Consider the following 11,580-nt stretch of genomic DNA (forward strand, 5'->3'; position numbering starts at 1 on the left):
TGTTTCCTATTTTCTAAGCGAAACTGCATAATCTGAATTTTTTAACTCATACGCTTTTTCTATACCATCTAATGCACTCACCACTATCTCTTCGACAGAAAAGTCCGGGTCGATGTCTGTTACACCAATTGAGATTTTCAGCTGAATCTCACGGTCTGCCAAGAAGAAGTTTGAATTTGAAACAAGTTCACACAGACGTTCGCTTGCTTTTTTCGCACTATCAATATCAGTATGTTTGAGTAGCATTGAAAAAACACCATTGCCATAGTGTGCAACTATATCACTACGTCTTGAAGTTTTCAGAAGTAGTCTTGCTATAGTTCTAACCATTAAGAGTACTGCTTTTTCATTGTTAACACTCTTTTTAAGTTCACGAGAAAGCTCTATCATAATGAGTGAACTTTTATGATGGAACTCTTTAATAAGCCCCATCTCCTGCTCAATCTTTGTTAAAAGATAGCGTTTATTGTAAACTCCAAACTGATTGTCAAAAATTGTCTCATTCTCTACATTTTTCACTATCTTGGCAGTAACATCATAGATAGTTCGCATCTGCATGCTTTGTGTTTTGAGTATTGTATTGAGTTTTGTTACATCATTCTCTAAGGTCGAAATGATTGCAAGTGCTTCCTGTGCTTCTGGTTTATCAGCAAGCTCTTGCTTTCTTTTTTCTAAGATCTTTGTCATCAAAGACATGTTCTTATAAAGATTAGCTGTAACTCCCAAGATGCCTTTTATAGAACTAAAGCCCTGCTTAAGGCTTTGTTCAAGTGCAATGGTGTTTTCATCTTCATCATTCTCTTCAAGCTCCAAGATAGAGTGAATCTGTTTGCGAAGATTTTCACTCTTATCTTCTAAAAGTCTGTCAAAGTAAAGTGAAAAGTTATTTGGTGTCGGTGGGAGATTATCTGCAGTGAGGGCATTTAAAACCTCTTTTGCATAGATTTCAATATCACTTGAGGGACTATCCATATCAAGAGCACTGATAACAGGCATATCTACATCAGAACTAGGTTCATCAATATTTCTACGACTCTTTTTTTTTCTTAATGTGCCTGCCATCTCTAACTCCTTCTACTCTTTGTCGCTCTTTTGCAAAACTTCATCAATCATACCATACTCTTTTGCTTCTGCGGCACTCATAAAGTTGTCACGGTCTGTATCAAGCTCCACTGTTTTTACATCCTGACCGGTATTTGCTGCCAAGATTTCATTGAGCTCTTTTTTCATACGAAGAATCTCTTCAGCCTGAATAGCGATGTCCGTTGCCTGACCCTGCGCACCACCAAGTGGTTGATGAATCATGATACGTGCGTGAGGCAGTGCATAACGCTTGCCTTTTTCTCCACTAGAGAGTAAAAAAGCACCCATAGACGCCGCTTGACCAATACAGATAGTCGCTACATTTGGACGAATGTAGTTCATTGTATCATATATTGCCATACCGGCAGTCACTACACCACCCGGAGAGTTAATGTAGAAGTAGATATCTTTTTCAGGGTCTTCTGCTTCAAGAAACAAAAACTGTGCAACAATTGTAGAAGCAACAGCATCATTTACTTCACCGCTAAGCATAACGATTCTATCTTTTAAAAGACGAGAGTAGATATCATAAGAGCGTTCACCACGCCCTGTTTTTTCCACTACATAAGGAATATAGCTCATATTATTCTTCTATCTTCTTGTTTAAAAGTGTAGTGAGAACTCTGTCCTCTACCATTGACATCTGAATTGCCGGAAGGTATCCTGCATCTTTATACTGATCGTATGCTTTTTGTGGATCTTGACCCATTTGCATTGCTTCAAAGTAGATAGTTTGCATTACTTCTTGCTCTTCAACTTTTACACCAAGTTTTGCTGCAAGTGCATCGATGATAAATGTTGCTTTTACACTTTTTGTTGCTTCATCACGGAAAGACTCACGTAACTCTTCAAGTTTCTCTTTGTTCTCACGCAGCTCTTTAATCTCATCTTCACTCATAGTAGAAGCTTTTTTATTTACTGCCATATCGATCTCTTGGTCAACAACAAACTCTGGAAGATCAAAGTCAATTTTTTCAACAAGTGCTTCTAAAAGTTTTGGTTTTAGCTCTTCATTGTAAAGTTTTGCAAGTTTTTCTTGCTCTAATGCTTTTTTCACTTCAGTTTTAAGTTCATCAACTGTAGCATCTTCTTTACTTAAAAGTTTTTGTGCAAATTCATCATTTACTTCTACTTCATCTTTAACTTTTATTTGGTTTACTTTTACTTTGAACATTGCATCTTTACCAGCAAGATCTTTAGAACCATAGTTTTCTGGGAATGTTACATTGATCTCTACTTCTTCATCACGTTTTACACCGATAAGCTGGTCTTCAAAACCTGGAATGAACTGACCTGAACCTAAAAGAAGTTCAAAATTCTCAGCAGCCCCTCCCTCAAAAGCCTTTCCATCAATAAAACCTTCGAAGTCGATTACTGCAGTATCACCTTCTCTCATTTTACGGTTACGTTTGATGTTTACTAATGGTGCTTGCCCTTCTGCGATCTCTTTGATTCTTTCATCTACTTCTTTATCTGTAACTTCCGGTTTTTTGAAGTCTGGTACCAAACTATCAACATCATCAAGATTAATCTCCGGACGCTGTGCTACTTTGATAGCTACTTCGATTTTATCGTCACTTTTGTCAAACTTAGAAATAGTCGGCTCACCGATTAAAGAGTCATTCGAAACATTTAACTCATCTAAACCTTTAGAGAGCACCTCACGCAATGCTTCAGCTTCTGCATCTTCAACAAGTTTTTGTCCATACTGCTTTTTAATGATTGCTACAGGAACTTTTCCTTTTCTAAACCCTTGAATATTTGCAGTTTTGCTTAATTGTTTAGCAATTTTTTCTACATTAGCATTTACCTCATCCATAGAGATTACTGCTTCGATCTCAGCATTTGCGCCATTAATTTTTTTTGCTTTGATTTCCATCAATTTCCTTCGCACTATATTATTTTGGGCAATTATACCAAAAATGTACTAACTTTTACATAAGTGAGGTTTAAAGTTCAAAATCAGTAACCACACCACTGCCAAATCTATCATCACATCAGCGAAATTAAAAACAGCAAAATTAAATCCGCAGTGCCAGTAGACCATATCGACAACACCCTCATGAATAAATCTGTCATAGATATTTGAAAATGCACCTCCCAAAAGGATTCCAACCGGAAGTGCATAACAGATTTTTTGCAGATAAATCACATAGATAAGAACACCAAAAACCAAAAGAAGTTGAATATATTTGAGATACTCCTCCAAAAATGCAAACATCGAAAATGCCACACCTTTATTATATACAAGTATCAGATCAATACAATCTGTGTAGTAGCGAAAACCTTCCACAAAAAGGGACTTTATATTTTGATCAATGATGAAGATACCGGCAAGCGCAAAAAGGAGTATTGCTAAAAGTCGTAGTGTATGGTTAGTCATTGAGTGCTTTTTTAAAAAATGCCACAAGTACATCCATTTTTTCTTCCATCAACTTGCTATTTTTTGCTTCAAGCAGCACTCGAAGCTTATTTTCTGTTCCAGAGTAGCGAATTAATTGACGTATACCTTGCTTTTCAAGAGATGCTAACTCTTCATACAAACCTTCAATGCTATTGAGTGGTTTTTTCTCTTTTACATTCAAGTTCACTAGTTTTTGAGGGTAAAGAGCAAATGGACGCAGTGCCTCAGAAGCTTTTTTCTTTTTATCTATCAGAAGTGCTAAAACAGCAAGAGCAGATACCAGACCATCTCCAGTCTTTGCAAAATCATGCAGTATCACATGTCCGCTCTGCTCACCACCAAAATTAATACCCTCTTTTTTCATAATCTCTAAAACATTCTTATCACCAACATCCGAACGATAGAGCTTGAGCCCGTGAACATCAAGATAATCATCAAGCCCTTTGTTGCTCATCACTGTAGCAACGATACCAGCACCTTGAAGCACACCTCTCTCATGCATATAGACTCCCAGTGAACCTAAAAGCTGATCGCCATCAACAACCTCACCCTGCTCATCTATGATAACGACCCTGTCAGCATCTCCATCAAGGGCTATTCCCAAATCTGCTCTGTACTTGACTACTGCATTTTGCAGATCTTTTGTATGCAGAGCTCCACACCCCTCATTAATGTTAAAACCATCCGGTTTGTCATGTAATACTATCACCTCAGCACCAAGCTCTTCTAAAACAGTAGGACCTACTTTGTACGCAGCTCCATTTGCAGTATCGAGTACTATACGCATGCCCTGCAAAGTCATCTCTACAGGAAAAGAGTTTTTCAGCTGCACAATATAACGCCCGATAACATCATCGATACGTTTTGCTTTTCCTATCTTTTTACCAGTGACCTGTGCCTCACGCAGAGCTTCATCATCAAAGAAAATATCTTCTATCTTTTTCTCTACCTCTCTTGAAAACTTATCTCCACGTCCATCAAAAAATTTAATCCCATTATCTTCGAAAGAGTTATGTGAAGCTGAAATCATAATCCCCGCATCACAACGCATATTTTCCGTGATGAATGCAATGGCAGGTGTCGGCATCGGTCCTACTTCAACCACATCAAAACCAACAGCCGTAAGCCCACTTACAAGAGCATTCTCTATCATATACCCGCTTCTTCGTGTATCCTTGCCTACTAGAAGCTTGTTTGTTACTGCGTGAGGCTTGAGATATATTCCCGCTGCCATCGCCAGTTTCATAGCCACTTCAGCACTTAAAAAACTCCCAGCCTCACCACGCACTCCGTCTGTTCCAAATAGTCTCATTTTTGCTCACTTTAATATTCAAAATCGTTCTGTTTGCACTTAAGGTTCTAAAAAAGAGACTCAGACCGAAGGGAGGATTTGCTCTCTTTTTTAGGAGCTTAGTGTAAACATTTGTAGTAATTTCGAGTATTTTACCACCCTTTAACTTAATTTTAATTATCTTTAAGCTATTATTGCGCACTTATTTCCCAAAAAAGGACACATTAATATGGCAAATCATAAGTCATCAATTAAGAGAATTCGCCAGACTATCGTTCGTACAGAACGTAATCGTTTCTATAGAACTCGTCTTAAAAACATTGTAAAAGCAGTACGTTCAGCTATCGAAGCTGGTAACAAAGAAGAAGCACAAGCAGCATTCCAAATCGCTAACAAACAGATTCACAAATTTGTTAGTAAAGGTATCCTTAAAAAAGAGACTGCAGCTAGAAAAGTAAGCCGTCTTCACAAAGCTGTAAACGCTATATAAGGCTAACACCATATGTTAGCAGATAAACTCACTCCGTTTATCAACCGCTATAATGAACTTAGCGAACTGCTAAGTTCACCTGATATAACTTCTGACATTAAAAAGATGACAGAGCTCTCAAAAGAACAATCTTCCCTTTTACCTATCGTTGAAAAAGCAAAAGAGTACAAAGCACTTATTGAAGAGATAGCAGACTCAAAAGAGATGCTAAGTGACCCTGAAATGAGCGATATGGCAAAAGAGGAGCTAAAAGAGCTAGAGCCTCGTGTGCCTGAGCTCGAAGAAGAGATCAAAATGCTTATGCTTCCAAAAGATCCAAATGATGATAGAAACATCATCGTTGAGCTCCGTGCAGGTGCAGGTGGAGATGAAGCAGCTATCTTCGTAGGTGACCTCTTTGGTGCATACACTCGCTATGCAGACCTTAAAGGCTGGAAGATTGAGATTATGAGTACATCACCGAGTGATGCCGGTGGCTATAAAGAGGTCATCGCACTCATTAAAGGTGATCAGGTTTATTCTCGGTTGAAATATGAAGGTGGAACACACCGTGTTCAACGTGTTCCACAAACAGAATCACAAGGTCGTGTTCATACCTCTGCTATTACAGTAGCAGTTATGCCTGAAGTTGATGATGTTGAGATTGAGATTAATGAAAATGATCTCAAAATCGATGTTATGCGCTCAAGTGGTTGTGGTGGGCAGTCGGTAAACACTACAGACTCCGCTGTTCGTATCACACACTTGCCTTCAGGTATCGTTGTAACAAACCAGGACCAAAAATCGCAACATAAAAACAAAGAAAAAGCGATGAAAGTCTTAAAAGCGCGTCTGTATGACCTACAGATGCAAGAACAACAGTCTGAAAATGCAGCAGAACGTGCTGCACAGGTAGGAACTGGTGATAGAAGCGGGCGTATTCGAACCTACAACTATCCGCAAAATCGTATTAGTGATCATAGAATCAACTTGACACTTTACCGTTTAAATGAGATTATGAGCGGTGGTCTTTTTGATGAGATCATCGAACCACTTATCGCAGATAATCAAGCAAAAGTTGTTGAAGCTGCAGGACTTTAGTCCTCACGCTTCTAAACTTCCCACTCCGTCTCAAAGGTCTTTTTCACTCGCCCTTTAAAAGTAATTGTTCTCTCATTCACACCAAGATAAAGAGTATCTCCACTTGTTGGATAAACTTCAATGTTATTTTGTACTTTACCCTCTTTGTAAGCTCTGTAAAAACAAGCTGCCATTCCAGTTCCACAAGCCAAAGTCTCATCTTCTACACCACGTTCATAGGTTCGTACACGAAGGTTGCCATCTTCAACATACATCACATTGACATTGGCATTATAGACATAACGAAGCTCACGTGCCTCTTCTATATCAAACTGAGAAATATCATCTGTAAAACGTACTAAATGAGGAACACCTGTATTTACCAGCCACCAAGAGTGACCATTAAACTCTATAGAGTCATCAATTATCTCAGGAGGAGTAAGCTCTGAGAGTACCATACCACTTCTAGGCGTATTGTCTGTCACTTCTGCATGAATAACACCTGCACCCGTGAGAAAGTCCATGACTGCAGGTGCGAGATTATTATTGTAAGCATAGTGCGCGCAAGCACGACTGCCATTACCACACATATCTGCATGACTTCCATCAGAGTTATAAAACTCCCACTCAAAGTCATACTCTGCGTGGGGCACAACAACGATGAGCCCATCCGCACCAATTCCCTCTTGACGATGACAAAGCTCACGTGCCAAATCATAGCGCTCTTCTTTTTTATCGGCATGGAATATTACAAAATCATTTCCATTGGCACTATATTTTGCTACTTTCATCTTTGTCTCCTATTAATAAATCTCATATAATTTCAGCAAAGCTAAAATTATATTCAGTCACTAAAGCTTTGCCTATCGGCAAGAAGAGTTATTTCGACTCTTTTTTACTTATTATATATCTTTTTTATCTTCTCTACAAAGTTCTCTACTTCATTTTGCAAGTGTTTGAGATTTTTTGAGTTATCTATCACCCATGTTGCACAATCGCGTTTCTCATCAATCGGTAACTGTGAAGCAATACGCTTGCGTGACTCCTCCTCTGAGTAGCCATTTCGTTTCATAAAACGCTCCAGCTGAATCTCACTAGGCGTATAAACAACAACACTATCTTTGATCGGATAGTTGGCATTTTCAAAGAAGAGAGGAATATCGATAAGATAGGGAAATTTAAAGCTATCCTGTTTTTCACTTTGACGCTCAATTTCTGCTTTTATCTTTGGATGCAGATATGCCTCAAGCATTTTTTTCGCATCTTCGTGAGAGAAGATAAAAGAGCCGAGTTTTGCACGGTCAACTTTTCCATTGGAGATATACTCATCCCCAAAAGTCTCGCGCACCCACTCTACCGAATCATCTAAAATCTTATGAGAGATACTATCGGCATCAATAACCCGCATTCCGTTAAGAGCAAGCAGGGAAGCAACAGTGCTTTTTCCTGTTGCGATGGAACCGGTCAGTGCGATAGCATACTCATAAGCCATTAGTTTTTAATGATACCTTTATATGCCTTACGCACATTGTTTCCCATAGCAAATGCAGCAGGGTGTACATCTGAATTATAATACTCTAATCCATCAAGCATATCAGCACGCTGTAGGATGATGTCCGCTGTTGGATGGTACTCTTTTGAAGCCAAAAGTGCCATCTCACAATTCCCAAGATTATATGGCATTACAATTTTTGCATACTTGCCTAAGATACTCATCAGGTTTTTATTCTCTTCTTCATTTTCAAGTGAGCTAATTGGCATAACAACAAGCCCTGTCTCATTTAAAACACGATTGATATGTGCTAAAACTGCCGCGTCTTTTTCAAGTTCACAAATCACTACATCACAAGCACCATCTTTTACCTCACGCAAAGCATTTGCATCTGCAGAGATTACATCACAGCTGATATCATCGATATGCTTTTGCACCTCGCTTACCAAAGGCGCAGCCTCACTACTGATTATAAGTACATTATTTGGCTCTTTATGCGTACATAGTGGTACATGTACCATCATTTCATTATATATAAAATCTTTCATTATTTTATTATCCTTATACTTTTAACTTATTAGTAAAATAAAATAAGAGGCTCATGATCGAAGCGAGGATTTGTTCTCGTTTTTATTTTACTAATAAGTTTCTGAAGTTGAAGAGGATTTTATCCACTTTTGGATTAATTTTACTTAATTATAGATATAATTACAACAAATTAATATAAATCTAAAGGTATCACAATGGATTTTAATAAAATCAGATCGTTTTGTAGAGTTTTTCGTATCATCCTGGGCATTGCCCTTATCGCTGCTGGTATTGTTACTGGTATCTACTGGTTCTATTTGGGAATTCTCCCTCTCATAGCCGGTATCGCAAACTTCTGCCCACTCTGCATTGTCAGCAAAAAATGTGACTTACCTCAAGATTCGGAGCAAAAATAATGAGTCAAATTTCCTATAAAGATGCCGGTGTCGACATAGACGCAGGAAACAACTTTGTTGAAAATATCAAACCTTTAGTCAAAAGTACAAAAATCCCAGGTGTTCTTGGTGGCATCGGTTCATTTGCAGGTGCATTTGAGCTTCCAACTGGATTTACAGAGCCGGTAATGCTTGCAGCAACGGATGGTGTTGGTACAAAGCTCAAACTTGCAATTGATAGCGGTATTCACAATACTGTAGGAATAGACCTTGTTGCTATGTGTGTCAATGACCTAATATGTAACTTTGGGACTCCTAGCTTCTTTCTTGATTACTATGCAACAGGTAAACTTGATGTAAATATCGCTACAAATGTAGTAGCAGGTATCGCTGAGGGCTGCGTGAGAAGTGAATGTGCACTTATTGGTGGTGAAACGGCTGAGATGCCCGGAATGTACTCAGAAGATGATTATGACCTTGCCGGTTTTGCAGTAGGTGTAGCAGAAAAGAGCGAGATGGATAGAGTAAGCCTTGTTCGCCCTGGTCACAAGTTAATTGCACTTCCATCTTCAGGTCTGCACTCAAACGGTTTCTCACTTGCAAGAAAAGTTCTTTTTGAAAAAATGAATATGAAATTCGATGACGAGTTTAATGGAAAACCACTCATCGAAACTCTACTAGAACCTACAAACATCTATGTAAAGACATTTAAAGCACTTAAAGATGAGATAGTAGCCATGGCACACATCACAGGTGGTGGAATCGTAGAAAACCTTCCTCGTGTACTTCCTGAAAACTTGATGGCAGAAGTACAAAAAGATGCCATCAAAGTACTTCCTATCTTTGAACTTATGAGTGAACACATCGACAGAGATGAGATGTTCCGTGCATTTAATATGGGTGTAGGAATGATTTTCGTTGTAGAAGATGCTAATGTCGAGAAAGTTTTGGCAACTGCAGATGGCTCTTATCTTATCGGTGAGATAAAAGAGGGACCTCGCGAAGCGAAACTCATTTAATACAACACTACTTTCTAAAAAACTTGAGGCCTATCTGGGCTTCAATCTACAATCAAAATATTGCAATCACTACTACAAAACATAACACTAAAACCAAAGAAGTAAATTTATAAATATGAAAAACTTTTAAAGAAGAAAAGTGTACCGCCAAAAGGCGATACGCTAAAAAGAGAGGAGAATTTCTTTTTAGTGACTAGAAGTCAAATGTTAGCTGTGCACTTACAGCTGTTTGTGAGTGTTTCGTTGTAATTGTACTTCCAGCAAAGTTAGCATATGTTTCAGTCTTTTCTGGAGCATAATTAAATGCTAAGTCAACTGAAGTCTGTTTATTAAGATTAAATGTACCACCAATTGCATAGTGAGACTCAACAATACCTGGGAATCCTAACAAGTTAAATGTATTAACAACACCAGCAGATAAATTTGCAGAATTGACACCTGTATAGTTTTGCTCAGAAATTGGACTTGAAGCATAATTATAACCTACACGCGCAGCCCATGTATCAGCTGTATATTCATAACCTAAAGAGATTACATTTTGGTCATCCCATTCAAAATCTTTATACCCTTTTGCATCAGACCATTGAATCTGCTTATAGTCAATTGCTACAGTATGCTCACCCATTACATAAGAAGCACCAATACCAATTTCAGCAGGTGTAGACAACTTATCATTATTATATACACCTGTTGAAGAAAATAAATCAACAGTATTTGATAAAACTCCATCATATTTCATGTCAATTTTAGATTTATATATAGCACCAACAGTTAAATTATTTAATTCATACGAAGCTCCTATATTAAAACCAAATTGTAAATCCTGTGCAACACCTGCTCCTTTTTGATTACCACCAAATGCTGCTGGAGCAATATAGTTGATATCCAACGAACCATATTGTAAAATTGGTGTTACTGCTATACTAAAAGCATCCAATTTATATGCTAAAGGTACACCAAACTGCATTAATTGAAGATTTGTAACCATATTCATTTGTGCATCAGTTGTTGCTTTACGATAGTCAACACCCATACCACCAGTACCCCACATACCGATACCTACATAAAAATTATCATTAATCTTTGTAGCCAAAGATACTTCTGGAATAACATTCATATCAGCATCACTGTCTGCGCTTCCATTTGCTCCACCAATAGGTGTTAAATCATTAGAGTTTTTAACATTTGGCATAAAAAGTGTACCACCAAAAGAGATTTCAGTTGACTCAACAGAAGTAATCAAAGCAGGATTCACTAAAGCTGATTCTGCACCATGGCTCATACCGATTCCAGTTCCAGCCATACCACGAGCTTTTGCACCCATTCCGATTAATGCCGCACCATTTGTTGCAAATGCAGAAGTTGCACCTAAAGCTAAAGAAGCTACTAGAGCCAATTTAATTGTTTTTTTCATTTTCTCTCCTTAAGAGTTATCAAAATATTGAGATAGCAATAAAGCTATTTCGATTGCAAGCATTATAGGTGATTAAATTTTAAGTGAATCTTAAATGAAAAGTAAACAATATAAAAAAATATTATATTTGCAATTAAAATCACTTGTATTATAGGAAATAGTAGTTTTTTTTATAGTTTTTATTTATAAAAGTGGCTTTTAAAGAGGAAATATCAGTAAAAATGATAAAAAACATCATAAATTAAAAGATATCTTATAAAAAGGAAATTGTGATAAAAAAATAATACTGTGCAGTTTTGTAACATAATTGTCACATTCTAATCACAAAAATATATGACAGAATAGTACTTAAAAAATGTAAAAAGAGTGTAAAAAGTAAAGTGATTAGGGATTTAAAAAGGGAAA

Annotated in this window: 13 protein-coding genes; 4 read left to right on the forward strand and 9 right to left on the reverse strand. The window is 37.5% G+C overall.

Features of this window, described 5'->3' with window-relative positions; genetic code table 11:
- Nucleotides 1-6: 6 nt before the first annotated feature.
- From ES948_RS06380 to glmM, 5 genes are read right to left on the reverse strand one after another with little or no spacing between them, the layout of a single operon-like run.
- A complete protein-coding gene (locus tag ES948_RS06380; RefSeq protein ID WP_152184117.1) occupies nucleotides 7-1,062 on the reverse strand; it encodes a GGDEF domain-containing protein in 1,056 nt (351 codons plus the stop codon).
- A gap of 12 nt (nucleotides 1,063-1,074) precedes the next feature.
- Nucleotides 1,075-1,665, reverse strand: a complete 591-nt coding sequence (gene clpP, locus ES948_RS06385; RefSeq protein ID WP_152184118.1) for an ATP-dependent Clp endopeptidase proteolytic subunit ClpP — start codon at nucleotides 1,663-1,665, stop codon at nucleotides 1,075-1,077.
- A gap of 1 nt (nucleotide 1,666) precedes the next feature.
- The gene (gene tig / locus ES948_RS06390; RefSeq protein ID WP_152184119.1) at nucleotides 1,667-2,962 is read right to left on the reverse strand and encodes a trigger factor; all 1,296 of its coding nucleotides are present in this window, start codon (nucleotides 2,960-2,962) and stop codon (nucleotides 1,667-1,669) included.
- Nucleotides 2,963-3,010: 48 nt separating this feature from the next.
- Complete coding sequence (gene lspA / locus ES948_RS06395) at nucleotides 3,011-3,466, reverse strand: signal peptidase II (RefSeq protein WP_152184120.1); 456 nt, start codon at nucleotides 3,464-3,466, stop codon at nucleotides 3,011-3,013.
- Nucleotides 3,459-4,799, reverse strand: a complete 1,341-nt coding sequence (gene glmM / locus ES948_RS06400) for a phosphoglucosamine mutase (RefSeq protein ID WP_152184121.1) — start codon at nucleotides 4,797-4,799, stop codon at nucleotides 3,459-3,461. The genes lspA and glmM overlap by 8 nt, the downstream gene beginning before the upstream one ends.
- 208 nt (nucleotides 4,800-5,007) lie before the next feature.
- On the opposite strand from glmM, the gene rpsT reads away from it, so the two are divergent.
- Nucleotides 5,008-5,268, forward strand: a complete 261-nt coding sequence (gene rpsT, locus ES948_RS06405) for a 30S ribosomal protein S20 (RefSeq protein ID WP_152184122.1) — start codon at nucleotides 5,008-5,010, stop codon at nucleotides 5,266-5,268.
- Nucleotides 5,269-5,280: 12 nt separating this feature from the next.
- Nucleotides 5,281-6,348, forward strand: a complete 1,068-nt coding sequence (gene prfA, locus ES948_RS06410; protein ID WP_152184123.1) for a peptide chain release factor 1 — start codon at nucleotides 5,281-5,283, stop codon at nucleotides 6,346-6,348.
- An 11-nt stretch (nucleotides 6,349-6,359) separates the two neighbouring features.
- Here the strand turns inward: prfA and dapF are convergent, their stop codons facing one another.
- The 3 genes from dapF to ES948_RS06425 form a co-directional block, all read right to left on the reverse strand.
- The gene (gene dapF, locus ES948_RS06415) at nucleotides 6,360-7,118 is read right to left on the reverse strand and encodes a diaminopimelate epimerase (RefSeq protein WP_152184124.1); all 759 of its coding nucleotides are present in this window, start codon (nucleotides 7,116-7,118) and stop codon (nucleotides 6,360-6,362) included.
- 104 nt (nucleotides 7,119-7,222) lie between these two features.
- Nucleotides 7,223-7,819, reverse strand: coding sequence for a dephospho-CoA kinase (gene coaE / locus ES948_RS06420; protein ID WP_152184125.1), 597 nt, complete (start codon nucleotides 7,817-7,819; stop codon nucleotides 7,223-7,225).
- A complete protein-coding gene (locus ES948_RS06425; protein ID WP_152184126.1) occupies nucleotides 7,819-8,367 on the reverse strand; it encodes a spermine/spermidine synthase domain-containing protein in 549 nt (182 codons plus the stop codon). The genes coaE and ES948_RS06425 overlap by 1 nt, the downstream gene beginning before the upstream one ends.
- A gap of 195 nt (nucleotides 8,368-8,562) precedes the next feature.
- Between ES948_RS06425 and ES948_RS06430 the strand changes: the two genes are divergently transcribed.
- Both ES948_RS06430 and purM read left to right on the forward strand, forming a co-directional pair.
- A complete protein-coding gene (locus ES948_RS06430; RefSeq protein ID WP_152184127.1) occupies nucleotides 8,563-8,763 on the forward strand; it encodes a YgaP family membrane protein in 201 nt (66 codons plus the stop codon).
- Nucleotides 8,763-9,761 (forward strand): phosphoribosylformylglycinamidine cyclo-ligase, encoded by a 999-nt coding sequence (gene purM / locus ES948_RS06435; protein WP_152184128.1) that lies wholly within the window; start codon nucleotides 8,763-8,765, stop codon nucleotides 9,759-9,761. The genes ES948_RS06430 and purM overlap by 1 nt, the downstream gene beginning before the upstream one ends.
- A 193-nt stretch (nucleotides 9,762-9,954) precedes the next feature.
- Here purM and ES948_RS06440 read toward each other — a convergent pair whose 3' ends face one another.
- Nucleotides 9,955-11,175, reverse strand: a complete 1,221-nt coding sequence (locus ES948_RS06440) for an OmpP1/FadL family transporter (RefSeq protein ID WP_152184129.1) — start codon at nucleotides 11,173-11,175, stop codon at nucleotides 9,955-9,957.
- Nucleotides 11,176-11,580 lie beyond the last annotated feature (405 nt).

It is taken from the genome of Sulfurimonas indica (assembly GCF_009192995.1).
Taxonomy (GTDB): Bacteria; Campylobacterota; Campylobacteria; order Campylobacterales; family Sulfurimonadaceae; genus Sulfurimonas; species Sulfurimonas indica.

Coding starts and splice junctions, on each gene's coding strand:
- ES948_RS06380 (WP_152184117.1), bottom strand. CDS start 1,062: ATGGCAGGCACATTAAGAAAAAAAAAGAGTCGTAGAAATATTGATGAA.
- clpP (WP_152184118.1), bottom strand. CDS start 1,665: ATGAGCTATATTCCTTATGTAGTGGAAAAAACAGGGCGTGGTGAACGC.
- tig (WP_152184119.1), bottom strand. CDS start 2,962: ATGGAAATCAAAGCAAAAAAAATTAATGGCGCAAATGCTGAGATCGAA.
- lspA (WP_152184120.1), bottom strand. CDS start 3,466: ATGACTAACCATACACTACGACTTTTAGCAATACTCCTTTTTGCGCTT.
- glmM (WP_152184121.1), bottom strand. CDS start 4,799: ATGAGACTATTTGGAACAGACGGAGTGCGTGGTGAGGCTGGGAGTTTT.
- rpsT (WP_152184122.1), top strand. CDS start 5,008: ATGGCAAATCATAAGTCATCAATTAAGAGAATTCGCCAGACTATCGTT.
- prfA (WP_152184123.1), top strand. CDS start 5,281: ATGTTAGCAGATAAACTCACTCCGTTTATCAACCGCTATAATGAACTT.
- dapF (WP_152184124.1), bottom strand. CDS start 7,118: ATGAAAGTAGCAAAATATAGTGCCAATGGAAATGATTTTGTAATATTC.
- coaE (WP_152184125.1), bottom strand. CDS start 7,819: ATGGCTTATGAGTATGCTATCGCACTGACCGGTTCCATCGCAACAGGA.
- ES948_RS06425 (WP_152184126.1), bottom strand. CDS start 8,367: ATGAAAGATTTTATATATAATGAAATGATGGTACATGTACCACTATGT.
- ES948_RS06430 (WP_152184127.1), top strand. CDS start 8,563: ATGGATTTTAATAAAATCAGATCGTTTTGTAGAGTTTTTCGTATCATC.
- purM (WP_152184128.1), top strand. CDS start 8,763: ATGAGTCAAATTTCCTATAAAGATGCCGGTGTCGACATAGACGCAGGA.
- ES948_RS06440 (WP_152184129.1), bottom strand. CDS start 11,175: ATGAAAAAAACAATTAAATTGGCTCTAGTAGCTTCTTTAGCTTTAGGT.